Here is a 26,931-nt window from a genome sequence, read left to right as displayed (position 1 = left end):
TCAATCCGTTATTAAAGCTTTTTGCAGTGCTACTACAAAAAGATCAATTTTCTTTTTGGTTATTGTTAGTGGCGGAAGAATTCTTAACAGCTTTTTGTTAGCAGATCCACCTGTGAAAATCTGATAATCATAAATTAAGATTCTTCGGAGATTGGCAATCTCAAAATCGAACTCCAATCCTAGCATTAATCCGCTACCTTTAATTTGTTTAATTTGAGAAATGTTAGCTAATTTTTCTTTTAGATAAGCGCCCATCTCATTCGTATTTTCAATCAATCCTTCTTCTTCAATAACATCAAGTACTGCCTGCGTTGCTGCACATGCTAGGTGATTTCCTCCAAAGGTGGTGCCTAGCATACCGTATGATGCTTCAATAGTGTCAGAAATTAGAATTCCGCCTACGGGAAAGCCATTCCCCATGCCTTTTGCAATTGAAATAATGTCCGGTTTAATATCCCAATATTGATGTGCGAAGAACTTACCGCTTCGGCCAAATCCAGATTGCACCTCGTCTAAAATCAGCATTGTGTCATATTGCTTACAAAGCGACTCCACTTCTTTAATAAATTTCGCTTCTGGCATATCCAATCCTCCAACACCTTGAATTGGTTCTATGATAACCGCACAGGTTTCATTTTTTGCCAATTCACTTTTAACCTTATTTATATCATTTAACGGCAAAAACACAACTTCTTGCTGATTGTTAATCGGGGCTTGAATTTTTGGATTATGAGTGGCTGCCACTGCTGCTGATGTACGACCATGGAACCCATTTTCGAAAGCAATTACTTTTGATTTACCAGTTACAAAGCTCGCTACTTTTAGCGCATTTTCATTCGCTTCAGCGCCACTATTGCATAGAAATAGTTGATAATCCTCGCAACCGGAAATTCGACCTAGACTTTCAGCCAATTTTAACTGTAGACTATTTTGAATGGAATTACTATAAAATCCTATTTTGTCCAACTGATCTTTTAAGGATTTCACATAATGTGGATGCGAATGTCCAATAGATATTACCGCATGGCCTCCGTATAGATCAAGGTATTTCTTTCCTTCCTTATCAAACACATAACAGCCCTCTGCCTTTGTTGGCTCTACATTATATAGTGGGTATACATCGAATAGTTTCATTCTTGTTTTTCTATTTTATGTGATTGATTTTTTCATAAGACATCATAAGGCCTTTTATAACAGCCGAACTCAATCCTTGATGTTCCATCTCGTTTAGTCCAGCAATTGTGCAACCCATCGGTGTGGTAACTTTATCAATTTCCCTTTCAGGATGTGTATTATTCTCAGCTACCAAAGTGGCTGCTCCTATAGCTGTTTGTACTGCAATTAATTGCGCTTCTCCAGGATGAAATCCCATTTGAATTCCTCCCTGAGTTACTGCACGTATATATCTCAGGAAGAATGCGATTCCGCTTGCTCCTAAAACCGTAGCTGATTGCATCAATGATTCGTCAATAACTAATGTTTTGCCAATAGTTCTAAAGATCATTTGCACTTGATCTAATTCTGATTTAGCATTTTCGCCACAGGCAATACAGGTTATGGATTGTAGTTTTGACGCTGCCGTATTGGGCATTGCTCTCAAAAGCTTATTCCCATCAACCATATTTTCAATTTCTTGAATCGAGGTTCCTGTTATCGTCGAGATAAGGACTTGCTCAGGTTTTAGTGCAGACTTTATCTCAGCAAGCAAACCTGCAAGTTGCTTCGGTTGTACACATAAAATTATGTATTTAGAACCTTCAATAGCCAAAACATTATCCGTTGACACTGCAACTTCTAAAGAATCTTTAATCGTTTCTAATCGATTTTGAGATCTACCGGTAACGATAATCTCATTCGCACTATATAAATTACTTTTTACTAAGCCGGTAGCGATCGACTTACCGAGGTTACCGCCACCTATAATTGTTATGTTTTCCATTTTATGTTTTTTGAGCCAAGAAAGTCGAGTTTTGAGCAAGTATTATAGATTCTAACTTCTCAAGGTTCTCGATACTATTTTTATTTTCCTATCGTCAATCAAAATCACTCGAACTGACATCGTTTGTATTATTCCTCTTTATTCTTTTCTCTTTGTTCTTTGTTCTTTTCTCTTACTCTTAAAACGCCGAAGCTTTCAATAGTAATCCTGTTGTTTCTTCTAGGCCAAAAATTAAATTCATATTCTGAATAGCCTGACCGCTTGCTCCTTTTACCAAATTATCGATGATCGAGGTTATGAATATTCTTTTTCCGTGTTTTTCTATGTGTAAAATGCATTTGTTTGTATTAACAACCTGTTTTAGACTGATTGCCTTTTCAGAAATGAAAACAAATGGATGATCCCTGTAATAATCCTTGTAAAGCTGTTGAATTTCCTCCAATTCTAAATCGGATTCAGTGTACATGCTCGCATAAATCCCCTTGCTAAAATTGCCTCGATTCGGAATAAAAACCAATTCAGCATTAAAATCATCTTGTAACTGTTCTAGTGATTCATTAATCTCTCCTAAATGTTGATGATTAAATACTTTGTAGCTCGAAAAGTTGTTATCTCTCCAGCTAAAATGGGTTGTACCTCCTGGCTTAACGCCGGCACCCGTGCTTCCCGTAGTTGCATTTATATGAACATCACTTTGCAATAAGTTCTTACTTGCTAATGGAAGTAACCCTAATTGAATGGCCGTAGCGAAACATCCCGGATTTGCGATGTAATTCGCATTTATTATCTCATTTTTATTCAACTCTGGTAGGCCATATACAAATTTCTTATTTTGAAATATCTCATCTGCCTTCAATCTGAAATCGTTGCTCAGATCAATAATCTTAGTTTCATTTGAAAACATATTTTCAGACAAAAAAGACTTTGATGTACCATGACCAAGGCATAGAAATAAAACATCCACATCGGGATTGATTTTATTTGTAAAGCTTATATCAGTATTCCCTAAAAGGTCAGCATGAATGTTACTAACTGCTTCATTATCTTTCGTGGTACTATATACAAAGTCAATTTCCACATTCGGGTGAAAAACCAAAATTCTAAGTAGTTCGCCAGCAGTATAACCTGATCCTCCTATAATTCCTGCTTTAATCATGCTTCTTTATTTACGTTATGATAAATTTTATTGGCATTGCCATACAGCTTAATGAATCCTTTGGCATCATCTGCTGTCCAGGCTTTATTCATTTCACCATACTGTCCGAAATCGCTTTTCATTAAATCGTGATCGGATTTAATTCCGTCCAAAGTGAAATGATAAGGTTTTAAAGTGATGAACACTTTGCCAGTTACTTGCTTTTGAGAATCATCTAAAAAAGACTCTATATTTCGCATTACGGGATCCAAATAATTGGCTTCATGCAAGAGCATTCCATACCAATTAGCCAGTTGTTCTTTCCAATATTGCTGCCATTTGCTTAACACATGTTTTTCCAATAAATGATGTGCCTTAATAATCAACAAGGCAGCAGCAGCCTCAAAACCAACTCTTCCTTTTATTCCGATAATCGTATCGCCCACATGAATATCTCGGCCAATGGCGTATTGGTTGGCAATTTCTTCAAGTTTTTGAATAACTTCAACTGGATTTCCTTTATAATCATCAATTCCTATAGGTTGTCCTTTTTCAAAATGAAGTGTTATCGTCTGTGAATCTGTTTTTTGTAGTTGACTTGGATAGGCAGATTCTGGCAACGGTTTTTCTGATGTCAATGTTTCGCTACCACCAACACTTGTTCCCCATAATCCTTTATTCACAGAATATTGTGCTTTTTCCCAGCTATAATCAACACCATGTGATTTTAAATAGTCCATTTCTTCTTGTCTACTTAGTTGTAAATCTCGAATTGGTGTAATGATTTCGATCTCCGGCGCCATCGTTTGAAAAATAAGATCAAATCGTATTTGATCATTTCCTGCACCTGTACTACCATGTGCAATGTATTTAGCGCCAATCTTTTTGGCATACTCTACTACGGCTATTGCCTGAAAAATACGTTCGGCACTTACCGATAAAGGGTATGTATTGTTCTTTAATACATTACCAAAAATGAGATATTTCACAGCTTTCTGGTAAAATTCCTCCAGTATGTCTTTGTTTTCGTGATGTGAACTACCTAGTTCCAGAGCTCTTTCTTTTACAGCAATCAACTCTTCACTATCAAAACCTCCGGTATTCACCAAGATGGTATGAACCTCGAGATTCTTTTCGTGGATTAAATATTTTACACAATAAGAGGTATCCAATCCTCCGCTATATGCTACAACAACTTTGTCCATTGTTTCTGGGTTTTATTCTTTAATAGAATAGTGTGTTTTATTTGTTTTAATCTTTTCAATATTTTGGTATTGAACCATTTTCGCTTACCGCTTTTACCATTTTTAGGATCGTACAACATTCCTGTACAAAGGCACATTTTATGCTGTTTTGATTTTAAAATGTCATAGTTAGAACAGGTTTGACAACCTTGCCAGAATTTTTTATCATCTGTCAACTCAGAAAATGTAACAGGTTTATAGCCAAGATCCGAATTGATCTTCATTACAGCCAATCCAGTAGTAATTCCGAAAATTTTAGAGTCTGGGAATTTCTTTTTAGACAGTTTGAAAATGGCAGCCTTTATCTTTCTGGCCAATCCCATATTCCTAAAATCAGGATGTACTATTAATCCAGAGTTGGCAACATACTTTTGGTGTCCCCAGACCTCGATGTAGCAGAAGCCGGCGAATTTACCTTCTTCAGAAATGGCAATGACAGCATTACTATTATTCATTTTCTTGTGAATATATTCAGGTGATCTTTTGGCAATACCTGTCCCTCTTACTTTGGCAGAATCTGCCATTACTTGGCAAATTTCCTCAGCAAAATTGAAATGCTTATTCGATGCAACAACAATTTGAACGCGCTTCATAGCGAGCAATTATGTATGGTAAAACTTAAATTAAAATGGTATTTGAAAACTCACGGGGAAGAAGGACGCACCCTCTTCAAAAAGGAAATTACGCGCAAAGGCGCGGACGGGGGCGGCGAACAGGACGTACAGGTACTAAAGCAACTGGAAAGTCACCGAAAAAAAAGTAGTATGTCGTGATTAATAGATTCACCGTTTTCTGAATTCTACTCAAACCTATAAAATAAATCTCACTCGACTGCAATCAAAGTCAAGATTTCTGATTTTTTTGTGAAAACCTCACAAAATGGACTAAAAATTGAGCATTCTGTAAATAATACACCACTAATTATTAAGCTTTTGTTAGTGTCTAGTTAAATATCTGAGTTCACTATCTAAAAAAGAACGTTCACTCATTCTAAGTCGCAATACAATCATTTGATGTATAGGTTTACTCAAAATTTAATAATTATGAAAAGCTATTCACTATTAATCGTCGCCGCATTATTCTTCTTCAATTCTTGTAAAGAAAAAAAAGAAGAGGTTACTGAAACACCCAATCAAAAGGAATTAAAAGAACTCGCAATGGGCCCGTATGTATTAAACGAAATTGCATCTCTGGAAAACTTGCAAGTATTCGCCATTACAGGTGAAGATGAAATAAAGAAAGAATACACAACTCTGGACAAAGCTTTGAAAGAAAAGAAAGTCGAGGTGAAAGAAACTAGCAACGTTAATGAGCTAAGTATTGATAACAATAGCGATGAAGCCATTTTTATCCACTCAGGAGATATTGTAAAAGGTGGAAAACAAGACCGTACAGTAGCTAATGATGTCATTATCCCTCCACGCACTAAAAATGTTCCCCTAACTAGCTTTTGTGTAGAACAAGGTCGCTGGAAGCCAAGGCAAGGTGAGCGATCAGATAAGTTTGAAGGAAACTCCAAGATGCTTTCTTCTAAAAAATTGAAGCTAGCCGCTAAGTACAGTAATAATCAGCAAAAAGTTTGGAGCGAGGTAAGCAAAGAACAACATAAATTAAGCAGCAAGCTATCCAAAAGAACGGGTAATTCAGTTGATGTTACTCAAAATAAATCTGCTACCAGTCTACAATTAGCGTTGGAAAGTGATGAACTTAAAAAAGAGAAAAAAGAATTACATACCTCAGTTTTAAAGGGATTGAATGAAAAAGAAAATGTCATTGGCTATGCATATGCCATTAATGGTGAAGTTTATGGTGTAGACATGTATACCAACAAGAAATTATTCAATGATCTTTCCGCAAAAATCACTGAATCGATTGTAACGGAAGCTATTGCTGAATCAAATGATAGCATTCCTACTAAAGTTAGGATTGAAGACGTTAAGAAATTCATTGAGCAATCAAAGCTTGCTGAAGGATCTCACGAAACCAAAAAGATAAACGAAGCGACAGAACTAAAGATTCGTGAAACAAAAGATGGGCACCTTACGTTCTCCTCTATTGATATAGACCAGAAAAAATGGGTGCACAAAAACTATATAAAGAAAGAAAAAGAAGAAAACAACAAATCAACTGTTCTCTCCACTCAAAGAAGAAGGTAAAAATTAGCTAAAAGGCAATGGTTAAAAGGTAAAGGGAGATAACTTTAATATCCCTTTACCTTTTAAGCTTTTACCCTCGTTAAAGTATATAATCCGTGCTCACGAAATTACTTTCGCCACATTCTAAAAGCTCATTTAAAATGGCATTGTTATAGTCATTGTCTTTGCTTGCTACAAAGGTTCTAATAGAAAAAGAACGCAATGCATCATGCACACTCAACGTACTCACAGCTGAATCTTTTCGTCCAGTAAAAGGATATACATCTGGACCTCGCTGGCAAGAGCTGTTTAGATTCACTCGACATACGAGATTCACTAAGGTATCAATTAGTGGAGCAAGTGTTTTCACTTCTTTACCAAAAAGGCTTACTTGCTGCCCATAATTTGACTCAGCGATATCATCTAAAGGCTCATCAATATTTGAAAAAGTTCGAATTGGTACTACAGGCCCAAACTGCTCTTCTTCATATACCTTCATATCTTTATTTACGGGAAATAAGACTGCTGGGAAAATAAAATTCCCCATCACTTCTCCTCCACGATTGTTAATCACAGTAGCCCCTTTGTCTTTTGCATCTTGAATTAAATCTTGAATATAATCGACCTTTCCTGGTTCAGGAAGCGGTGTTAGACTTACTCCTTCTTCCCATGGATTGCCATATTTTAATTTATCAACCGCTTCTGTATATCGTTTGTTAAACTCAGCTGCGATATTCTCGTGTACATAAACAATTTTTAAAGCAGTACATCGCTGTCCATTATAAGACAAAGTTCCTGCTATACACTCACTAACTGCAAGATCAAGATCGGCATCAGGCAATACAATCGCTGGGTTTTTGGCTTCTAAACCAAGTACCAGACGTAGCCTATTTGCTTTGGGATGTAAATCCTGCAGGGCGTTGGCAGATGAACTATGGCCAATTAATGCCAAGACATCTACACGTCCATCTTTCATAATCGGTGAAGCCACTGCTCTACCTCTACCATATAAAACATTAACAACGCCAGGAGGAAAACTTTCTTTAAAAGCCTTTAGTAATGGAGAGATTAAAAGAACTCCATGTTTGGCTGGTTTAAAAACCGTTGTATTTCCCATAATTAAGGCTGGGATCAAAAGACAAAAAGTCTCATTTAACGGATAGTTATAAGGGCCTAAACACAATACTACACCTAGTGGTCCACGACGAATATGAGCGTGAATACCGCTATTCTTTTCAAAGCGAGCACTATCACGATCCATTTGCTTGTAGTCTTCTATGGTGTCGTTTATATAATCGATTGTTCGATCAAACTCTTTTTCTGCGGAAGCCGTGTTTTTACATATTTCCCAAATAAGGTATTTTACCACCTCTTCTCGCTGGGCTTTCATCTTCTCCACAAAAACTTCCATGCACTTAATACGATCGGCTACCTTCATTGTTGGCCACTCGCCCTGTCCTTTATTGTAAGCTTTTGAAGCGGCATCTAAAGCAGATATTGCCTCTTTTTCTCCCAAGGTAGGAATTGTACCTAGTAAAGTCTTATCCAATTCGCCCTTACTATTTTCAGTTAGTATTGGAGAATAAACTTCGGATTTCGGGCCATTCCACTTGATCAACTTATTGTTGACTAAATAAGTGTCTTGGTTTAGCAGACTATCTAATTGAAATCTTTTTGGAATATTAGTTTTAGTTTTCATTTTTTTTGGTTGTGTTGTCTAAAGGGGGAAAATGGGCTTTGACCCCTCCGCCCTTTGTGCACCTACCCTTTCTAAGGCAAGGAATTATTTTGATTTTTTAGACTAAAAACTGATATAAATCTGGTTTATGATTGATGTAGTCGCCATAAAAGTTTCTTGCTTTCATCTTGTTTACTAGCGGCTCAAAATCTGACTTACTTTTAAGTTCAATACCAACTACGGCATAGCCATTTTCACGACTTGACTTCTTAGTGTATTCAAAATGAGTAATATCATCGTTAGGCCCTAAAATTTCGGCAACAAACTCTTTCAATGCCCCTGCTCTTTGCGGGAATTGAATAATAAAATAGTGCTTTAAGTCAGCATGCAGTAATGCGCGTTCTTTTATTTCAGCTGTTCTTGTAATGTCATTGTTACTTCCGCCAACAATACAAACGATATTCTTACCTCTAATCTCATCTTTAAACAGATCAAGAGCTGATAGTGCCAATGCTCCTGCCGGCTCTACAACGATGGCATCTCTATTGTACAAATCTAATATCGTTTGACACACCTTGCCCTCTGGCACTGTTATCATTTGATGAAGAAACTCTTTACAAATATTAAAGGTAATGTCTCCTACTTGTTGTACTGCCGCACCATCTACGAATTTTTCTATTTCAAAGATTTTGGTGTTTACTCCGTTATCAATAGATGTTTTCATTGATGGAGCACCGGCAGGTTCCACGCCAATAATTTTGGTATTTGGAGAAAGCGTTTTAAAAACACTGCATAAACCAGAAGCTAATCCGCCACCACCAACAGCAACAAAAACATAATCAATTTGCTTTGATGTTTGTTCTAAAATCTCTAATCCTACTGTTGCCTGACCTTCAATTACTTTTTCATCATCAAAAGGATGCACAAATGTGCTGCCGTTTTCCTTGCAGAAGTTAATTGCAGCGTTATATGAGTCATCATAGGTGTCACCTTCCAACACGATATCGACATGCGAACCTCCAAACATTTTGGTCTGGTCAATTTTTTGTTTGGGTGTAGGAGCCGGCATGAAAATTGTTCCTTTTATACCAAGTTTTTCGCAAGACATCGCAACACCTTGTGCATGATTGCCAGCACTAGCACAAACCACCCCTGCCGCCGTTTCGTTTTCTGAAAGCGTACTAATTTTATTATAAGCACCTCTTATTTTATAGGATCTTACGGGCTGCAAATCTTCACGTTTTAGCAGCACATTTGATTCATATAAACGACTATAGGTAACACTTGTACTTAAAGGTGTTTTTTCTGCAACTCCAGCTAAGTTCAATGCCGCTTCGCGAACATTCCAAATTAATGGTAGATATGTCTTTTTTGTTTCTTGCATGTTTTCTCTCTCAGCCCTCTCTCAAAGGGAGAGGGTCTGAAAGTTCTTTTATTACACTATTTTCTTCATATCGGTCATTGCTTCACGAAGTTCTTCGCCGACAATCTCTACCGGATGATTTCTTATGATATCGTTTATTTCAATTAAACGTTTATTATCAACACCGGTACCTTGACCATTAACGAAATCTTTACCGATTACGTTTATATAGATTTTCTTCATGAAATCGCTTAACAAGGGTTTCGCTGCGTGGTCAAATAAATAACAGCCATATTCCGCAGTATCAGAAATTACTCGATTCATTTCATATAACTTTTTACGAGCGATTGTATTGGCGATAAGTGGTGTTTCATGCAAAGATTCGTAGTAAGCCGATTCTTCGATGATTCCGGCTTCCGTCATGGTTTCAAATGCCAATTCTACACCAGCGCGAACAAATGCTACCATAAGTACACCATGATCAAAGTATTCTTGCTCTGAAATCTCATCGTTAGTAACTGCTGTCTTTTCGAAAGCTGTTTCCCCTGTTGCCGCTCTCCATCCTAGCAAGTTCTTATCATCATTTGCCCAATCTTCCATCATTGTTTTAGAAAAATGACCCGTCATGATATCATCCATATGCTTCTGGAACAATGTTCTCATGATGTCCTTTAACTCTTCTGATAGTTCAAAAGCTTTGATTTTTGCCGGATTAGATAGGCGATCCATCATATTGGTTATCCCGCCGTGCTTCAACGCTTCGGTAATGGTTTCCCATCCGTATTGGATTAATTTAGACGCATAGCTAGGCTCAACACCTTGTTCAACCATCTTATCGAAACATAAGATAGATCCCGTTTGAAGCACCCCACATAAAATGGTTTGCTCTCCCATTAAATCAGATTTTACTTCGGCTACAAATGAAGATTCAAGCACTCCTGCGCGATGCCCTCCAGTTGCTACAGCATAAGCTTTTGCCTGGTCCAAACCATGTCCTTGCGGATCATTATCCGGGTGTACTGCTATTAAAGTTGGTACGCCAAATCCGCGTTTATATTCTTCTCTAACCTCTGAACCTGGACATTTTGGCGCTACCATGATTACCGTTAGGTCTTCACGAATCTGCATGCCTTCTTCAACAATGTTGAAACCATGAGAATATGATAAGGTCGCTCCTTTTTTCATCAAAGGCATAACTGTACTTACCACATTAGTATGTTGTTTGTCTGGTGTAAGATTGATAACTACATCGGCATTTGGAATAAGATCTTCGTAAGTTCCAACAGTGAAACCATTATCGCTTGCATTTACAAAAGATGCTCTCTTTTCTTTGATAGCACCTTCACGTAAGGCATAGGAAATATCCAAACCGCTGTCACGCATATTCAAGCCTTGATTCAGACCTTGCGCACCGCAGCCTACAATAACTATCTTTTTATCTTTTAATGACGAAACACCTTCAGAAAACTCCGATTGCTCCATAAATCTACACTTACCCAACTGTGTTAGTTGTTCGCGTAATGAAAGTGAATTAAAATAATTTGCCATTTTGTTTTATTAATTTTTAAGTATTGGTTTTTAATTATACTGGTTGAAATCCGTTTATTAAAGAGGAAACCTGCATTGCTTCTTTGGTTACCGATATTCTTCCCGAACGAACAAATTGCATGAGTCCGTACGGAATTAAATCGTTATACAATTGCTCTGTTTCATGACGAAATCCGGTTTTTTCAATTACAAAAAACTCCTTGGAAACCGTAACGATCTTTGCGTGACTGTCTTTAATAATGTTTTGTACTTGTCGTTGTTCGAACAAAGAATCAGATTTTACTTTGTACAAAGCTGACTCCTGATAAATTGTTTCTTCATCAGTATGATAATAGGCTCTAATCACGTCAATTTGCTTTTCTAATTGACCAACAATACGTTTAACCCATTGTTCTGTCGTATTTACAACAATCACAAATCTATTGACTCCTTCAATCTCTGATTGTGAGGTTGTTAAACTCTCAATGTTGATATGTCTTTTTAAAAATATACCTGAAACCCTGTTTAAAAGGCCTACCATATTCTCAGTATATACCGATATGGTAAATGTTTTGTTTTCTTCGCTCATAACTAGCTCAATCTTACATCAGAAACTGATGCTCCACTTGGGATCATTGGAAATACATTGTCTTCTTTTTCTACGCATACCTCTAAGAAATAAGCTTCCTTAGATTGAATCATTTCTTTAACCGCTGATTCTAGGTCTTCTCTCTTCTCTACGCGCTTTGCTTGGATATGATATCCTTCCGCAATCTTTACAAAATCAGGATTTACCATCTCAGTAGAAGCATATCGCTTATCAAAAAATAGTTGTTGCCACTGGCGTACCATTCCCAAGAAATCATTATTCAATACCACGATTTTGACAGGCACTTTAGTTTGAAATATCGTTCCTAATTCTTGAATAGTCATTTGATAACCACCATCACCAATTATGGCAACTACTTCACGTTCTGGAGCTCCCATTTTAGCGCCAATAGCTGCTGGTAGTGCAAAACCCATAGTTCCCAAACCGCCGGAAGTAATATTACTTTTAGATTGGTTGAATTTGGCATAGCGACAAGCAATCATTTGATGCTGCCCCACATCAGAAACAATTACGGCTTCTTGTTTTGTCTCCTGATTAATTAATTTTAGAACCTCCCCCATCGTCAAACCTTCTTTGGTAGGGTGAAGATCATTTTTAATTACCTGTTCGAACTCTATTTTATCTCTCTTATGAAATTCTTCTAACCAAGAAGTATGTGAATTTGCTTGAACCATTGGTAATACTTTGGCCAATGTTTCTTTTACATCCCCTAGTACACCAACATCAACTGGTACATTTTTATTAATCTCGGCTGGATCTATCTCAAAATGAACAATTTTAGCTTGCTTAGCATAGGTATTTAAACTGCCTGTAACACGATCGTCAAATCGCATTCCGATTGCAAGTAGTAAATCACATTCATTTGTCAATACATTTGGCCCATAATTTCCATGCATACCTACCATACCGACATTTAAAGGGTGGTCCGACGGAATTGCCGACACTCCCATAATCGTCCAAGCCGCTGGAATTCCTGTTTTTTCTACAAATGCCTTGAACTCTTCTTCAGCTCTACCGAGAATTACACCTTGACCCCAAACAATCATTGGCTTTTTGGCTGCATTAATTAACTCAGCTGCCGATTCTAGAGCAGATGTATCTACTTTTGGCACTGGTTTATAACTTCGAATTCCTGTGCATTTTTTATAACTAAAATCGAATTCCTCAATCTGCGCATTCTTAGTAATATCAATTAAAACAGGACCAGGTCGACCTGATTTAGCGATATAGAATGCCTTTGCGATAATCTCTGGGATTTCAGATGCCTCGGTAATTTGATATGACCATTTAGTAACGGGCGTACAAATACCGACAATATCGGTTTCTTGAAAAGCATCGGATCCTAATAAATGCCTTGGTACTTGACCAGTGATGCAAACCATTGGTGTCGAATCTATCTGCGCATCTGCTATACCCGTTACCAGATTTGTAGCTCCAGGTCCAGAAGTAGCCATCGCAACTCCAACCCTACCAGATACTCGCGCAAAACCTTGAGCAGAATGTGTTGCTCCTTGTTCATGGCGTGTGAGTATATGTTGTAATTTATCTTGAAACTTATAAAGCTCATCATAAATTGGCATAATTGCCCCACCTGGATAGCCATAAAGAATATCGACATCCTCTGCCAATAAGGAACGGATCACTGCCTCAGCACCTGAAACCCTCATTGGTTTATCTGTTAGTTGTTTTTCGATAGCTCTTGCTTGTGTAGCCATATCTTATCGTATTAAAGGAATCATAAAATCCCATTTTATATTTTAAAATTCATCAGTTACGCAACCTTGCGATGCTGATGAAACTGTTTTTGCATATTTGTAAAGTACTCCTCTTTTAAACTTTAAAGGAGGTTGCTCCCATTTCGATTTACGATCTGCTATTTCAGCATCAGTTAAATCGACTTTAATTGTATTTGTTTCTGCATCAATCGTAATGGTATCTCCATCTCTTAAAATGGCAATAGTTCCACCATCTTGTGCCTCTGGAACGATATGCCCCACCACGAAACCATGTGTACCACCCGAAAAGCGCCCATCTGTAATCAAGGCAACATCTTTTCCGAGACCTGCTCCCATAATTGCAGCCGTTGGCTTAAGCATTTCAGGCATTCCTGGCCCACCTTTTGGACCTTCATAACGGATCACCACAACATCACCTTTTTGTACAAGACCATCCCTTATTCCATCATTTGCAGCATACTCTCCATCAAAAACCTTTGCAGTTCCTGTAAATTTTAACCCTTCTTTACCTGTAATCTTAGCAACTGATCCTTCTTCGGCAATGTTACCGTATAGAATTCGTAAGTGGCCAGTTACTTTAATGGGTTTATCAATTGGTTTTATGACTTGTTGATCATCGCTTAGATCGGGAACAGATTCTAAATTTTCGGCTAATGTTTTTCCTGTAACAGTCAAACAATCCCCATGCAATAATCCTTGTTTCAATAGATATTTTAAGACTGCCGGAATACCACCTACACGATGCACATCTTCCATCAAGTATTTGCCGCTAGGTTTTAAATCGGCTAAAAAAGGAGTGGTATCACTTATCTTTTGGAAATCATCTAAACCAAATTCAATATTCGCTGCCTTTGCAATTGCTAAGAAATGAAGCACTGCATTAGTAGAACCACCTAGAATTGTTATCAATCGTACAGCATTTTCTAATGATTTTCTTGTAACGATATCAGAAGGTTTGATATCATTTTCAATAAGATACTTTAATGCTCTACCGGCTTCTTTACATTCTTCTTTTTTATTGTCGCTAATTGCAGGGTTAGACGAATTATACGGTAATGCCATTCCTAATGCTTCAATCGCCGATGCCATTGTATTAGCCGTGTACATGCCTCCACAAGCACCTGCGCCTGGACAGGCATTCTGTACTACATCTTTAAATTGTTTATCATCAATCTTACCGGCTACCTTTTCACCCCATGCTTCAAAAGCAGAAACTACATCTAGCTTTTTATCTTTTAAACAACCAGAAGCAATTGTACCACCATACACCAAAACTGATGGCCTATTTAATCGAATCATTGCCATTAGGGCTCCGGGCATATTTTTATCACAACCTACAACAGTCACTAAGCCATCATAACTCATAGCTTGTACCACTGTTTCCATAGAGTCGGCAATAACATCACGTGAGGGTAGTGAAAAACGCATTCCAGGTGTACCCATAGAAATACCGTCGCTTACTCCAATTGTATTAAAAATCAAGCCAACCAAATCAACATCTTGCGTTCCTTCTTTAACCAAAACAGCAAGATCATTTAAGTGCATATTACAGGGGTTACCTTCATATCCTGTACTCGCAATACCGATAAGCGGTTTCTTAAAATCATCATCTGTAAGTCCAATTGCATGAAGCATAGCTTGTGCTGCCGGTTGCGTCTCATCTTGGGTTACTACTCTACTGTATTTGTTATAGCTCATTAATAGGTCTAACTTATTTTCTTAATCGAAATTAATTGGTTTAAAAAAGTCCGATTTTAACAGTTTGGTACTTGTTATCAAACTCAACGAACAATATTTTTTATAAAAAATTGATTTTCAATTACTTAACTTAATTATTATATTACTGTCAATCAGCAATTATTGCTAGTATTTTTCTTGTATTAAAAAAGCCTGTATCATTTACTGACACAGGCTTTTATATAGCAACGCAAAGCGGTATCAGTTCCGGTTGGAGCTAATAATAACTATGACGTTGTTAACAATTAAATTCTTAAACACAGTTACAAGATTATATATAAATATTTACATTGCTGTCATCTTCTTAAACTTTTAGGAGATTGACAATAAAACGAACTTGATTTTACTTTTTTATGAAAAACAGCATAGATAAAATTATTAATACTCAACGTGATTTTTTCTTAACGCATGAAACGAAACCGATAGCTTATCGTATTGCTGCGCTAAAACGACTTAAAAGTGAGATTAATAAAAGAGAGCAGGATATTCATAAAGCAGTGAATCTTGATTTTAAAAAATCTGAGTTTGAATCGGTATTGTCAGAAACGGGAATTGTTCAAAAAGAATTGAATCTGCTTATCAAAAACCTAGCTAGGTGGTCTAGACCAGAGCGTGTAAAATCGTCCATGCTTAATTTTCCTTCTGCTGATTACATTTATAAAGATCCCTATGGAACTATATTGATTATTGCACCCTGGAATTATCCGTTTCAACTTGCCATAGTTCCGCTTATTGGAGCAATTGCAGCTGGAAATACTGCCGTTGTGAAACCTTCGGAGTTGACTCCAAACACTTCTAAAGTTATTAATGAAATATGCAAAACAGTATTCGACGAAGCCTATGTTAGCGTTGTTCAAGGCGGTGTAGAAGTTTCTCAAGAACTTTTATCGAAGCGATGGGATTATATATTCTTTACCGGAAGTGTTTTTGTTGGAAAAATTGTAGCAAAGGCAGCTGCGGAGTTCTTAACCCCTGTTACTTTGGAACTAGGTGGAAAAAATCCCTGTATTATTGACCATACAGCCAAGTTAAAGTTGGCTGCTAAACGCTTAGTTTGGGCTAAGTTTCTAAATGGAGGTCAAACTTGCGTTGCACCCGATTATATTCTTATTGACAACAAAGTAAAAACCGAATTTATTAAGCATTATCAAAACGAAATAAAGAAAGCTTATGGTGAAAATCCGCAAGAGTCACCTGATTATCCACGTATTATAAACGAGAAAAATTTTAATCGACTTGAAGCGATGTTGAAAGATGAGAGAATTCCCTTTGGTGGCAGGACGGACAAAAATGACTTATATATAGAACCGACTATTATTGATCAACCTGATTTGGATAGCGAGGTGATGAAAGATGAAATATTTGGTCCTATTTTACCAGTACTAGGATATGACAATGAAACTGAAATTAATGCCATAATCAAAACATACGATAAGCCCTTATCGTTTTATGTATTCTCCACAAGAAAGGCGTATATAAAGAAATTGCTCTCATCATACTCCTTTGGTGGCGGAGTAATAAATGATGCTATTGTCTATTATGCCAATCCGAATTTACCATTCGGGGGTGTTGGAAATAGTGGTATTGGTGGCTATCACGGCAAGCAGACCTTTGAAACCTTTACGCATAACAAAGCCGTTTCTAAAAGAGCTAATTGGCTCGATGCTCCTATTCGGTATGCACCATATAAAGGCAAATTGGGTCAGCTAAAGACGTTTCTTAAATATTTTTGAATTCGGGATTCGGAATTAAAGAAAATCGTATGCTATCCTTAAATTTTTTCTGAGAGATACTATTAATTGAGCCCTCTGTTAGTTGAAGTATTCTTGGATATCCTCCAGTTGTCTGCGCATCTCTCATTAATACTATTAGTTTTCCAGACGGGGTGAGTTGAACCGTACCAGGTAAAACACCTGAGGTTAGAATCGACGCTAATTCATTCTCAATTTGTTCTTCTAGTTGAATTCCCATTCTATTGAATGTCTTTGAGATTGAAAATTCTGTATCTAATAACAATGACTGTTGTTTATCTGAAAGGAGATTGAATTCGGGGCCTTTGTAAACTTCTAAAAAAGCATTATCTATATTTGATTGAGGGCGTATCCTAGCATTTAAAAAGTGTGAGTGCGGCTGTTTTAACTGAATTGTCGTCTCATTTTTAAGTTGAAGATCATCAGCAATATTTGGATAGTAGCTACAACTACCTAATACCTTGTCTAGCTTGAAACCACCAGATACACTTAAATATGTATAAACCCCGCTAGAAGCAGCTTTAAAGCTAAGTATATCCCCTGCTGCGATTGATAACAACTTGTTTGATTTAACGAGGTTATCATTAATCTTTGGCTGAAAACTAGTACCAGCAATCGCTATGGTTGTATCGACTTCAAAACGCAGCTTTGGTGGCATTAAAGCAAATTCAATAACGGTTTCAGCTTCATTATTCCCAACCAACGCATTTGCTAAGGTCATCGCCTGCTGATCCATAGCACCAGAAACAGGAACACCAAGATGTCGATATCCAAATCGTCCCAAATCTTGAAATGAGCTCATCGTACCAGCTTGTAAAACCTTAATCATTGATAATCTCCTTTTCAAGTTGATATTCATTCAAGGAAATACGCTCGAGTATTTCATTATAGGCCGATTTAGTAATCGGTTGGAACTTAATCTCATCACCAGAAGAGGCAAAACATGGATTTTCGTTTGTTACATTAAACCAATTAACTGGACTATTACCGATAATATGCCAACCGCCTGGACTATTTATTGGATATATACCTGTCTGCGATCCGCCAATGGCAACACTCCCTTTTCTAACACTCAAAGAAGGAGTTGATTTCCGTGCTAAATGCAATTCTTCATTGAGCCCGCCTAAGTATAAAAACCCAGGTAAAAAACCGATAAAATGAACTGCATAAATCGGTTTACTATGCTTATGAATGACTGCCTGTTTTGACAACTTTAGGTTGGCAGATAAATCAGCTAAATCAGTCCCGAATTCTTCTTCATAACAGACTGGGATTGTCCATCGTATTTTTGTTTGTATAAAATCACTGCTTTGCTCGTCATAAAGTGCTAAAAGCTGTTTTTTAACACTATAGAGGTTATTTATAGTTGATTTGTAAATAACTAATAATGAATTGTATGCAGAGATTATCTCAATTTTTTGTTTAATATAATAAGATTGAATGCAATTTTCAAAAAAAAGTCGGTCATGGAGTATGGTGTCGCTTATTTCGGCAGGCCATTCTATTAATATTCCACGGTCTCCATAAGGCGAAAAAGTTAGATTGAATTTTCCCATTTCTATGCGATTGTAAAACCCTTTTCTGTGAGCGATTTCACCAAACCGTCCACCAACTTTAAAGCTGCCGGATTATCACCATGAACACAAAAAGTTTCAGCCTGAATTTTATGCTCATTTCCAGTAACAGATAACAACTTTCCTCCTATCATATTCAAGACGTGATTTGATGCTATTATCGGATCGTGAATCAGTGCATTATTTTGAGATCTTGCAACCAAGCTTAAATCGTCATTATAATTTCTATCGGCGAATGCCTCGTAAATTACTGGAATACCAAAGCCCTTTGCCAAATCAGCAATAACTGACTTATATGGCGCGTATATCGGAATAGTATGATATACTGAAACGATTGCTTTTAAAACCGAATTTGCTATCTCTTTGTTCTTTGCACATACATTATACAATGCGCCATGCGGTTTTATGTGATGAATTGACTCATTCAAGTCGTCCGCAACGTTCTTAAATAGTTGCAATTGATCTTCAATACTAGATTGCAAGCTATGATTATCTATATCAAGAACAGTTCTACCGAAATTCGCTTTATCCGGATATGCTGGATGAGCTCCTATCTTTACGCCATATTTTTGAGCTAGCTTTATAGTCTTTACGATCGAATCTTTAGTTCCATAATGCCCACCACAAGCGATATTGCATGAGCTAATCAGTTTCATCAATTCTTCATCATAAGGAAAACCTTCCTCTAGATCACAATTAATGTCTATAACTGTCTTCATAAGTTGGAAATCACCTTGAGTATGCTCTTTGTCCCCAGAAAAATAGTGAATAGTACGATCACTATTCCCAGTATATTTTGTAGTAGCGTATTGGTATGTGCACCAAGAACTGATTTTTTATTCATTATCCACAACAAGAAAATTGCGATGACGGGTAGTAAAATCCCATTTGCAATTTGAGCGAACCAAATTACTTCAATAGCACTTATACTTAAAGAAGAAAATAAAATTCCAACTATGAGCACCAAGGCCCAAACAGCACGAAATTTATTCGATCTTAAATCAGATTTCCACCCAAAACAACCTGCAGCAACATAGGCTGCCGCTAATGGAGCAGTAATAGCAGAAGTCAATCCAGCTGCAAAAAGGCCTATTCCCATTACATATTTGGCGTACGAGCCGAATAATGGCTCTAAACTTTTAGCAAGATCGGCACCATTAGTAATTTCTCCAGAAGTAATTGCAGTTGCAGTAATAACAACCATCATTGAAACAAGTCCGCCCAATATAATCGCGACATAGGTGTCCAATCTAACGCTTTTTAATGATATTTCTCCTTTCCACTTGGTGTTGACTAAAGATGCATGTAAAAAGAGATTATATGGTACTACTGTAGTACCAATTAAGGCAGCGACATCTAAGATGGTATCTTCATTTAAATTCGGAACAAATATTCCTTTTAAAATGGCAGAAATATCAGGTTTGGTCACTATTGCAGTAATGAGAAAAGATAGACTCATCAAAATAACAAGTGTAAGTAATATGCGCTCAATAAACTTATAATTACCAATGTAAAGAAGTCCGAAAGCGATAAACCCTATGATAATACTGAGATAATTATAGGATCGACTGCCTAGCTGTAGCTGACCACTGCCCACAATAGTTTCTAAGCCCAACACACCACCCGTAACGTTTCCAGCTTCGTATGCTGCATTCCCAATAATAATTGCAGATACAATAAGGAAAAGTGTCACTATTTTTAAAAAAGGATGCTGTAATTGCGATCGTATAGCGTCTGAAAGACCTGCTTTTGAAATAAGTCCAAGTCTAGCCGCCATTTCTTGTAAAATAATGGTCGCGGCGATGGATATGACCAACGCCCACAAAAGCGAATAACCAAATCGCACTCCAGCCAGTGAACAAACAGTTACGGTGCCAGGACCAATAAAAGCTGCCGCTACAAGCGGGCCTGGGCCGATGTTTTTAAGGAATCTGAACAATTAAATAGGGTAATTTACTGATTAACGTATGTGAAGATACAGATTTTGTTGATTTGCAAATATGATGATTCTCTAAATTTGATAAGAGTTTAAAACATCAGATCTTTCGGGAGTAGTTGTCTAGAGGTGTAAAAAGATTCGCAAATGATTAAGTCGTCTATAAAAACTATAAGCTACTTACTCGTAACAGTAACTAAACTCTATAAATCTTATTCTTAATACAGTATAAAACGAGGCCAATTCGACTTCTTACCTCTAGTTTTTCGAATAGGGCTTCGCGATAGCCATCGATGGTTTTTGGGCTAAGGAACATCTCGCCAGCGATTTCTTTGTATGTTTTTTCAGTACAAGCCAGTTTTAAAAATTCAATCTCGCGTTCTTTTAGCTTTACGCGATCGGAGTTTCCGCCATCTAATGAACCTAACAAGGTGTTAGAGACTTTGTCCGAGTAATAAAAACCCTTATTCATCACATCGTCTAATGCCTGTTTAAAAACCAACGGTTCGATATCTTTTAGCAAATAGCCTTTTGCCCCATGGCGTAGCATTTTGATAATCGTGTCCTCATCATCTTCCATAGAAAGCGCTAATACTTTGACATCAGGGCGATTTTGTTTTAGCCATTCCATTGTTTCAATACCGTTCATAATCGGCATATTAATATCGAGAAGAATTAGATCAGGAGTGCGATTGGTAGCTTCAAGCTTGTCTATAAGTTCTTTACCATTTAGAGTATGGTAGGCAACTTCGTAATTAGGGTACGAGTTGACCAGTCCTTCTAACGAGCCTGCAAACAGTTGATGATCATCAACAATTACTACATTATGTTTGCTCATTTTGGTTTTGGTTTTTGTAAGGATAAACCAGTTTTAGTTTAACGCCTTCATTATATTTCGAAGTCAGATAAAAGTCCGCTTTGATCAGCTCAGCCCTAGATTTCATATTAATTAGTCCAAGTCCGCTTTTAACTTCATTCATATTAAAGCCCACGCCATTATCTTCGGCGCTGATGGTTAATTTCTCTGTTTCATAATCTAATTTCACTTGTAACTCGCTGGCTTTCGAGTGCTTAGTAACATTAGAAAAGAACTCCTGAAATATCCTAAAGATAATGATTTCATCTTTATTATTAATCTGTCGTTCTTCTCCTTTTACATCTATAGAAGCTTCTAGGAATTTTACACGATTAAATCGCTGCAATTCCATTTTAATAGCCTCTACCAAGCCGATATTTTGCAGCACCTCATGATTTAAGGTTCTGGAAAGCATACGAATATCGTGCAAGCTTTTACCAATAACCTCACCGACTTCTTCAAGGGCCTTTTTATTGGTTTCTTTCACCTTAGTTGTAAGCATATTAAGTTGAAGTTTTGCTACTGAGAGCAGCTGTCCTACATTATCATGGAGCTCCCAGCTAATATTTTTCAAGGTTTGCTCTTGAATTTCGGACTGTGAATTAGCAAGTTCTAGTTCAAATTTTTGGCGTTGTTCGGCCTTTTCGATAAGGAGTTGGTTTTTGCGTCTTTGGAACACAGAGAAGATGATCACTATAAAAATAATGATCGCGAATAATATCGACGATGATATTATTACTAAGAGTTGTACTTCTTCTGACTCCATAAAATTCCGATTAGGAAACAGGCATGCATAATTATATTCAAAGAGTTAACCGCAAAACGGTATATATCATTTGTCTTGAAACCAAGTAACTCTTTAACATATCTAAATGGTAAAAAAGGAATATGAAAGAGCAAAATACCCAAACTAAACCAAAAAAATATTGATCTGTCAAACTTTATTATTCGTTCGGATCGAAGAAATTCTATCAAAAAACTAAAAATAACTAGAGCGACCAATAGAACACCAAGTGAATACGTATAAGTTTGCGTGTCTTCATAAAAATTCTGAAATAAAATGCTATTAACTACTCCGAAGATTAGAAATAATAAAAAAGAAAAAAAGAAAAACCTTTTCCGTCTTTCGTTAATCAACAGGCTTCTATACCACAATATATAAAAGGAAAATTGCAGTATCACATAAGTATTGCCAACAAATCTTGTTTTTACTTTATGATCAAAAAGATAGAAAACGAACTCATAAGAAAACTCGGTTATTGCAATTAGCCATAAGGAAAAGAGAAAGTATTTAGCTCTGCCATGCGAGAAACTACTATATCTAATAGTGGCAACAATAGCAACTAAAAGAGCTAAATACTTTATCCTTAAAAATTCAGTAATTATTTCCAATGTGCATTTATTGTATTGGATAAGTAGCGGTTGGAGGATCCCAGTCTTCACCAAATTCTTTCAAGTCAATTCCTGGAATATCACCATTAGTTTCTTGAAATAATAAAGTTGAAAACATATTCCCTTCTTGTGTTTTTCTTTTGACCCCTGTAGGAGAAATAAATACTGTTAACTCATTACTTTTTCGGTCATATTTTTTATCCTTTGGGAATACCCCAAAATAAATTCTGAACCCAGTAAGATCATATTTAAGACTATCCGCTTGTTGTTTGGCATACTTCATATAAGTATCCAATTCATTAACAGAATATGCAATAGAAGCAGATAATTGAAAAGTTGGCTTTACTAATGGTTCTTCTTGTTGTTGTTTTACCATTTTCTGCATCATTTCACCAACTGGACCTCTTAAAGCTGCCTGTTGTTTTACATCTAAGCCTTGTAATTCTTCTAGTAATAAAAAATAACGTTTAGCAATTTCATCATAGGTTTCAAGATCTTTTACAAAATTTTTACTTAAGGTTGTCGCCTCTGTTGGTGTTAGTGTACCGTCTGGTTTGTCGATTTTTACATCTTCTGGATCACAAGAATTCATAAAAAATAAGATTCCCATCATAAGCATGATCGTAGGAATCCTTGTAATTGCTTTTTTCATTTTAATATTGGATTGGTTAATAGGTTAGTGAAGGTATAGAAAAACAATCCACAAAAAAAAGAATAGGTTTATTATGGGGAAAATCCCCTGCCGTATAACGGGAAATAATGAAGTTTATAGTCTTTGCACAAGCTACTCTTATTAGGAATTAACCTAACCATCCTTCACGATCTAAACTTCTATATTGGATGGCTTCTGAGATATGATCTCCTGAAACATCTTCATTTCCTTCTAGATCGGCAATTGTACGTGCTACCTTCAATATACGATCATAGGCTCTGGCCGAAAGATTCAGCCGCTCCATTGCAGTCTTTAATAGTTGTTTTGAAGCATCACTTAATTCGCAATACGATCTAATTTGTTTAGTATTCATCTGTGCGTTATAATGAACATTTGGTATCTCTTTAAAACGTTCGGTCTGCAGCTCTCTAGCTTTAGTTACACGCTTACGTATATCGACACTGCTCTCCCCTTTTCGATCATCGGATAGTTTTTCAAAAGGAACTGGCGTTACTTCAATATGTATATCGATTCGATCTAATAAAGGACCTGATATTTTGCCTAAGTAGCGCTGCATTTCTGCTGGCGAGGTCATTACCGGGGCATCGGGATCGTTAAAGTACCCTCCCGGACTTGGATTCATACTAGCCACTAACATAAAGCTACTTGGGTAAGTAACCGTAAATCGAGCTCGTGAAATGGTTACTTCCCTATCCTCCAATGGTTGCCTCATAACTTCTAACACACTGCGTTTAAATTCTGGTAATTCATCTAAGAATAACACGCCATTATGGGATAAGGAGATTTCGCCTGGTTGCGGAAATGCCCCACCTCCAACAAGCGCCACATCGGATATTGTATGATGGGGCGAACGAAAAGGACGTTGGGCCATGAGTCCACCATGCTCTTTAATTCTACCCGCTACACTATGTATTTTAGTGGTTTCTAAGGCCTCGTGTAAGGTCATTGGCGGCAAAATACTCGGCAAGCGTTTTGCCAACATGGTTTTCCCCGATCCTGGCGGACCAATGAGAATAATATTATGTCCTCCAGCCGCCGCAATTTCCATGCAGCGTTTAATACTCTCTTGCCCTTTTACATCAGCGAAGTCAAATTCAGGAAAATCTAGGTTTTTATAAAACTCCTCTCGAGTATCAATCACTGTTGGATCTAAAGTATTTGTTCCGTTAAAAAAGTCAATGACTACCGAGATATTATCTACACCATAGACCGTAATGTTATCTACCACCGCAGCTTCTTTAGCATTTTGCTTTGGTAAAATGAAATTTTTGAAACCTTCTTCTCTTGCCTTTATCGCAATAGGAAGTGCTCCTTTAATAGGTTGTAAAGAACCATCCAGGGACAACTCTCCCATAATCACAAACTCCTCTAGATTATCGGATTTTATTTGACCAGACGCAGCCAAAATACCTATAGCAAGCGTAAGGTCATAAGCCGAACCTTCCTTGCGTAAGTCGGCAGGCGCCATATTAAGCGTAATCTTCTTTCCTGGAAGTTTGTAGCCAATATTTTTTAATGCTGCCGCTATGCGATAACTACTTTCACGAACCGCATTATCTGGTAATCCTACTAAATGGTAACCAATTCCTGTATCGATATTAACCTCTACAGTGATAGTGGTAGCATCAACACCAAAAACAGCGCTGCCATATACTTTTTGTAACATGTAATACTTTATTAATCAGTGAATACTGCTAATATTGTTGGTAGGAATGTCTAAAATAGAAAATATCTTAATTCTAAACCGCTTTTAGAAATGTTATTTGACAAAATGAGGTTCCCTTTACTTGAGGTCCTTGTCCAAAATTTGGTTTATTTAGGAGTTAAGATGGGTGCAACTCTCCAATAATAAATTTTTCTTTGGATTAACACCCCTCTATATCTCCCCTCAAGGGGAGACTAATAATCGGACTTATATGTTATTCTACTTTAAAAGTATTAGAAATCGAAACTGGTGCACCCCCTTCAGTGAATCCGCTGATCGTAATTAGATAGGTACCCGTATTATCTGAAGTATAAAAATCGAATTGTTGTTGTTCTTTTAGCTTTACATTTGGCAACCATAAAAGCTGGCTTCTATAATCCGGAATACGCTGATTGCTATCTGCGGTATATATTTGCTTAAAATATTTTTTGCTTTGTTGGGGTTTAAATAACTGCTCGGTCAAAATATTTGAAAAGGAAGAGCCTCCATTATAATCGCCTTCCTCAGTTTCAAATGCCAAGATGCCTTGATATAATTTGGCTCCGTAGATATACTTATCTCTTATTAAATTTATATACTTTATACGGCGAGCATCATAAGCTAGCAAATTCGTGTGATCTTTAATTAGCAATCCATCAGCAATTACCAATGGCGGAAGGTCAGTTTGAACATCATCAATAGGGCCCCTTACTTTAAATGCCTCATCACGTTCGACCCAAGCGTTATCAACTACCTCAACAAGCGTTTCCTTAATGGTTTTAAAACGACTATAGGCATCTAGATCATATCGTTCTACATTACCTTCATAAAAAGGTGCTACAGGAGGGCCAACTATAACCGAATCTGGCTTTTTCTCGAAATACCCATTTTCGATTTGGTTGTAAACGCTCCGCTGTTCAATCGCATTTTTTAATGATCGGTCGATCGTAAACTTCTTAAACTGTACAATATCATAATTAGGTCGACCAACTTCTTCTAAACGAATGCTATAATCATCTGTAGTATCTAATAGTTGAACAATGGCCTCGTTGCCATCATACTCCTGTTCCATATTAAAAAAGAATCGACCATTACTATCAGTACTTGCTATTTCAAGTTGATATTGTTCTCCTGGAATAGATAGGGATACACTGTTATTTTCTAAAGAAGCGTTTGTATTCTTAGCACTAATAACACCTGTAATTAATTCGCCTCTCAATTCAGGTAGTATCCATTCTTGCCCTATACGTGGTTGTAGTGAAGATTCATTTAAAACGGTAGCTGTATTATTTGCCTTAAGAACAGGGATGGCATCTAGCTTACGAACAGAAATAGCATACTGTCCATTTTTAACCTTATTATTTGTACTAGTTAAATAGAATGAAACTTGTGTCCGTTTAGCATATGATTTGTTATTGGATAGTGACAACTTTAAATCTGAAGAACTGCGGTTCATAGCTTCAGAAACATCATCTGTTTTAACATTCAAATTCTCATTTTTAAGTATAACTTTTTGATCTCCTAAATATGGATTAATAATGCCGAGGTCACCTTGAAAAAAGGTATTTGGAGTATTTAGCGTCCAGCGGGTGTAGCCCACAACTTTATAACTACCTGAAGGTACCGTCACTGGAATGAAAAAATCGCCATATCCAACACCATCCTTTAATCGAATTTTATGTCTAAAAACCTCTTCCTTATTCTCATTGATTAAAGCTACATAGGCAATCTTGCTAAAATCACTGAGTTTTCTAGTTTCATTGTTAAAACAATCTATCTGATAATACAGATACTCTCCTGCAAACAAGGTCGTCGCATTGTAATGAACAAAGGTGGTCTCTTGTGGTAGTTCTCTAATCTGTTTTACCTGCGCATCACTTTTAATAACGAATTGCGCAGATAACGAGCTTAAAGCACCTACAAGCAAAAGAACTGTAATAATTTTTTTAGTATTCATAAGC

Annotated in this window: 22 protein-coding genes; 2 read left to right on the top strand and 20 right to left on the bottom strand. The window is 36.9% G+C overall.

What is annotated here, in order from left to right; translation table 11 throughout:
* From GWK10_RS04180 to GWK10_RS04160, 5 genes are all read right to left on the bottom strand, one after another.
* A complete protein-coding gene (locus tag GWK10_RS04180; protein ID WP_164029667.1) occupies nucleotides 1-1,134 on the bottom strand; it encodes an aspartate aminotransferase family protein in 1,134 nt (377 codons plus the stop codon).
* Nucleotides 1,135-1,144: 10 nt separating this feature from the next.
* The gene (proC, locus tag GWK10_RS04175; protein ID WP_164029666.1) at nucleotides 1,145-1,939 is read right to left on the bottom strand and encodes a pyrroline-5-carboxylate reductase; all 795 of its coding nucleotides are present in this window, start codon (nucleotides 1,937-1,939) and stop codon (nucleotides 1,145-1,147) included.
* A gap of 178 nt (nucleotides 1,940-2,117) precedes the next feature.
* The gene (gene argC / locus GWK10_RS04170) at nucleotides 2,118-3,095 is read right to left on the bottom strand and encodes an N-acetyl-gamma-glutamyl-phosphate reductase (protein WP_164029665.1); all 978 of its coding nucleotides are present in this window, start codon (nucleotides 3,093-3,095) and stop codon (nucleotides 2,118-2,120) included.
* Nucleotides 3,092-4,279: an argininosuccinate synthase gene (gene argG / locus GWK10_RS04165; RefSeq protein ID WP_164029664.1), complete on the bottom strand. Its 1,188-nt coding sequence runs from the start codon at nucleotides 4,277-4,279 to the stop codon at nucleotides 3,092-3,094. Before argG ends, argC begins: the two co-directional genes overlap by 4 nt.
* Complete coding sequence (locus GWK10_RS04160) at nucleotides 4,261-4,911, bottom strand: GNAT family N-acetyltransferase (protein WP_164029663.1); 651 nt, start codon at nucleotides 4,909-4,911, stop codon at nucleotides 4,261-4,263. Before GWK10_RS04160 ends, argG begins: the two co-directional genes overlap by 19 nt.
* A gap of 450 nt (nucleotides 4,912-5,361) precedes the next feature.
* Here GWK10_RS04160 and GWK10_RS04155 point away from each other — a divergent pair, with 450 nt between their 5' ends.
* Nucleotides 5,362-6,474, top strand: coding sequence for an ARPP-1 family domain-containing protein (locus GWK10_RS04155; protein ID WP_164029662.1), 1,113 nt, complete (start codon nucleotides 5,362-5,364; stop codon nucleotides 6,472-6,474).
* A gap of 79 nt (nucleotides 6,475-6,553) precedes the next feature.
* On the opposite strand, the gene GWK10_RS04150 is transcribed toward GWK10_RS04155, so the two are convergent.
* The 6 genes from GWK10_RS04150 to ilvD form a co-directional block, all read right to left on the bottom strand.
* Nucleotides 6,554-8,152: an NADP-dependent glyceraldehyde-3-phosphate dehydrogenase gene (locus GWK10_RS04150; protein WP_164029661.1), complete on the bottom strand. Its 1,599-nt coding sequence runs from the start codon at nucleotides 8,150-8,152 to the stop codon at nucleotides 6,554-6,556.
* Nucleotides 8,153-8,249: 97 nt separating this feature from the next.
* Nucleotides 8,250-9,515, bottom strand: coding sequence for a threonine ammonia-lyase IlvA (gene ilvA / locus GWK10_RS04145; RefSeq protein WP_164029660.1), 1,266 nt, complete (start codon nucleotides 9,513-9,515; stop codon nucleotides 8,250-8,252).
* A 51-nt stretch (nucleotides 9,516-9,566) separates the two neighbouring features.
* On the bottom strand, nucleotides 9,567-11,042 hold the full coding sequence (ilvC, locus tag GWK10_RS04140) for a ketol-acid reductoisomerase (protein ID WP_164029659.1): 1,476 nt from the start codon (nucleotides 11,040-11,042) through the stop codon (nucleotides 9,567-9,569).
* A gap of 34 nt (nucleotides 11,043-11,076) precedes the next feature.
* Nucleotides 11,077-11,610: an acetolactate synthase small subunit gene (gene ilvN, locus GWK10_RS04135; protein WP_164029658.1), complete on the bottom strand. Its 534-nt coding sequence runs from the start codon at nucleotides 11,608-11,610 to the stop codon at nucleotides 11,077-11,079.
* A 2-nt stretch (nucleotides 11,611-11,612) separates the two neighbouring features.
* The gene (gene ilvB, locus GWK10_RS04130) at nucleotides 11,613-13,346 is read right to left on the bottom strand and encodes a biosynthetic-type acetolactate synthase large subunit (protein WP_164029657.1); all 1,734 of its coding nucleotides are present in this window, start codon (nucleotides 13,344-13,346) and stop codon (nucleotides 11,613-11,615) included.
* Between the two features lie 42 nt (nucleotides 13,347-13,388).
* Nucleotides 13,389-15,065 (bottom strand): dihydroxy-acid dehydratase, encoded by a 1,677-nt coding sequence (gene ilvD / locus GWK10_RS04125; protein WP_164029656.1) that lies wholly within the window; start codon nucleotides 15,063-15,065, stop codon nucleotides 13,389-13,391.
* A gap of 392 nt (nucleotides 15,066-15,457) precedes the next feature.
* On the opposite strand from ilvD, the gene GWK10_RS04120 reads away from it, so the two are divergent.
* The gene (locus GWK10_RS04120) at nucleotides 15,458-16,837 is read left to right on the top strand and encodes an aldehyde dehydrogenase (protein WP_164029655.1); all 1,380 of its coding nucleotides are present in this window, start codon (nucleotides 15,458-15,460) and stop codon (nucleotides 16,835-16,837) included.
* Here GWK10_RS04120 and GWK10_RS04115 read toward each other — a convergent pair.
* The 9 genes from GWK10_RS04115 to GWK10_RS04075 all read right to left on the bottom strand — a co-directional run bounded on the left by GWK10_RS04115 (nucleotide 16,824) and on the right by GWK10_RS04075 (nucleotide 26,927).
* Nucleotides 16,824-17,684, bottom strand: a complete 861-nt coding sequence (locus GWK10_RS04115) for a 5-oxoprolinase subunit C family protein (RefSeq protein WP_164029654.1) — start codon at nucleotides 17,682-17,684, stop codon at nucleotides 16,824-16,826. The genes GWK10_RS04120 and GWK10_RS04115 overlap by 14 nt on opposite strands.
* Nucleotides 17,677-18,411 carry a 5-oxoprolinase subunit PxpB gene (gene pxpB, locus GWK10_RS04110; protein ID WP_164029653.1) on the bottom strand — a complete coding sequence of 245 codons (735 nt, stop codon included), beginning with the start codon at nucleotides 18,409-18,411 and terminating at the stop codon, nucleotides 17,677-17,679. The genes GWK10_RS04115 and pxpB overlap by 8 nt, the downstream gene beginning before the upstream one ends.
* A 2-nt stretch (nucleotides 18,412-18,413) precedes the next feature.
* The gene (gene pxpA, locus GWK10_RS04105; RefSeq protein WP_164029652.1) at nucleotides 18,414-19,148 is read right to left on the bottom strand and encodes a 5-oxoprolinase subunit PxpA; all 735 of its coding nucleotides are present in this window, start codon (nucleotides 19,146-19,148) and stop codon (nucleotides 18,414-18,416) included.
* Nucleotides 19,145-20,368, bottom strand: coding sequence for an Nramp family divalent metal transporter (locus GWK10_RS04100; protein ID WP_164029651.1), 1,224 nt, complete (start codon nucleotides 20,366-20,368; stop codon nucleotides 19,145-19,147). Before GWK10_RS04100 ends, pxpA begins: the two co-directional genes overlap by 4 nt.
* A gap of 193 nt (nucleotides 20,369-20,561) precedes the next feature.
* Nucleotides 20,562-21,203, bottom strand: a complete 642-nt coding sequence (locus GWK10_RS04095) for a response regulator transcription factor (RefSeq protein WP_164029650.1) — start codon at nucleotides 21,201-21,203, stop codon at nucleotides 20,562-20,564.
* Nucleotides 21,190-21,987: a sensor histidine kinase gene (locus GWK10_RS04090; RefSeq protein WP_164029649.1), complete on the bottom strand. Its 798-nt coding sequence runs from the start codon at nucleotides 21,985-21,987 to the stop codon at nucleotides 21,190-21,192. The genes GWK10_RS04095 and GWK10_RS04090 overlap by 14 nt, the downstream gene beginning before the upstream one ends.
* A 633-nt stretch (nucleotides 21,988-22,620) precedes the next feature.
* On the bottom strand, nucleotides 22,621-23,265 hold the full coding sequence (locus GWK10_RS04085; protein WP_164029648.1) for a hypothetical protein: 645 nt from the start codon (nucleotides 23,263-23,265) through the stop codon (nucleotides 22,621-22,623).
* Nucleotides 23,266-23,413: 148 nt separating this feature from the next.
* Nucleotides 23,414-24,952, bottom strand: a complete 1,539-nt coding sequence (locus GWK10_RS04080) for a YifB family Mg chelatase-like AAA ATPase (RefSeq protein WP_164029647.1) — start codon at nucleotides 24,950-24,952, stop codon at nucleotides 23,414-23,416.
* Between the two features lie 253 nt (nucleotides 24,953-25,205).
* On the bottom strand, nucleotides 25,206-26,927 hold the full coding sequence (locus GWK10_RS04075; protein ID WP_164029646.1) for a hypothetical protein: 1,722 nt from the start codon (nucleotides 26,925-26,927) through the stop codon (nucleotides 25,206-25,208).
* Nucleotides 26,928-26,931 lie beyond the last annotated feature (4 nt).

It is taken from the genome of Spongiivirga citrea, from assembly GCF_010671565.1.
GTDB lineage: Bacteria > Bacteroidota > Bacteroidia > Flavobacteriales > Flavobacteriaceae > Spongiivirga > Spongiivirga citrea.
This window is presented reverse-complemented; position numbering and strand designations above follow the sequence as displayed.

Bases quoted from the DNA above. Each gene is read 5' to 3' on its own strand.
- ilvC (WP_164029659.1), bottom strand. From the start codon at position 11,042: ATGGCAAATTATTTTAATTCACTTTCATTACGCGAACAACTAACACAG.
- argG (WP_164029664.1), bottom strand. From the start codon at position 4,279: ATGGACAAAGTTGTTGTAGCATATAGCGGAGGATTGGATACCTCTTAT.
- GWK10_RS04095 (WP_164029650.1), bottom strand. From the start codon at position 21,203: ATGAGCAAACATAATGTAGTAATTGTTGATGATCATCAACTGTTTGCA.
- GWK10_RS04150 (WP_164029661.1), bottom strand. From the start codon at position 8,152: ATGAAAACTAAAACTAATATTCCAAAAAGATTTCAATTAGATAGTCTG.
- pxpA (WP_164029652.1), bottom strand. From the start codon at position 19,148: ATGAAGACAGTTATAGACATTAATTGTGATCTAGAGGAAGGTTTTCCT.
- GWK10_RS04160 (WP_164029663.1), bottom strand. From the start codon at position 4,911: ATGAAGCGCGTTCAAATTGTTGTTGCATCGAATAAGCATTTCAATTTT.
- pxpB (WP_164029653.1), bottom strand. From the start codon at position 18,411: ATGGGAAAATTCAATCTAACTTTTTCGCCTTATGGAGACCGTGGAATA.
- GWK10_RS04115 (WP_164029654.1), bottom strand. From the start codon at position 17,684: ATGATTAAGGTTTTACAAGCTGGTACGATGAGCTCATTTCAAGATTTG.
- GWK10_RS04075 (WP_164029646.1), bottom strand. From the start codon at position 26,927: ATGAATACTAAAAAAATTATTACAGTTCTTTTGCTTGTAGGTGCTTTA.
- GWK10_RS04080 (WP_164029647.1), bottom strand. From the start codon at position 24,952: ATGTTACAAAAAGTATATGGCAGCGCTGTTTTTGGTGTTGATGCTACC.
- ilvN (WP_164029658.1), bottom strand. From the start codon at position 11,610: ATGAGCGAAGAAAACAAAACATTTACCATATCGGTATATACTGAGAAT.
- ilvD (WP_164029656.1), bottom strand. From the start codon at position 15,065: ATGAGCTATAACAAATACAGTAGAGTAGTAACCCAAGATGAGACGCAA.
- GWK10_RS04085 (WP_164029648.1), bottom strand. From the start codon at position 23,265: ATGAAAAAAGCAATTACAAGGATTCCTACGATCATGCTTATGATGGGA.
- argC (WP_164029665.1), bottom strand. From the start codon at position 3,095: ATGATTAAAGCAGGAATTATAGGAGGATCAGGTTATACTGCTGGCGAA.
- GWK10_RS04155 (WP_164029662.1), top strand. From the start codon at position 5,362: ATGAAAAGCTATTCACTATTAATCGTCGCCGCATTATTCTTCTTCAAT.
- proC (WP_164029666.1), bottom strand. From the start codon at position 1,939: ATGGAAAACATAACAATTATAGGTGGCGGTAACCTCGGTAAGTCGATC.
- ilvA (WP_164029660.1), bottom strand. From the start codon at position 9,515: ATGCAAGAAACAAAAAAGACATATCTACCATTAATTTGGAATGTTCGC.
- ilvB (WP_164029657.1), bottom strand. From the start codon at position 13,346: ATGGCTACACAAGCAAGAGCTATCGAAAAACAACTAACAGATAAACCA.
- GWK10_RS04090 (WP_164029649.1), bottom strand. From the start codon at position 21,987: ATGGAGTCAGAAGAAGTACAACTCTTAGTAATAATATCATCGTCGATA.
- GWK10_RS04180 (WP_164029667.1), bottom strand. From the start codon at position 1,134: ATGAAACTATTCGATGTATACCCACTATATAATGTAGAGCCAACAAAG.
- GWK10_RS04120 (WP_164029655.1), top strand. From the start codon at position 15,458: ATGAAAAACAGCATAGATAAAATTATTAATACTCAACGTGATTTTTTC.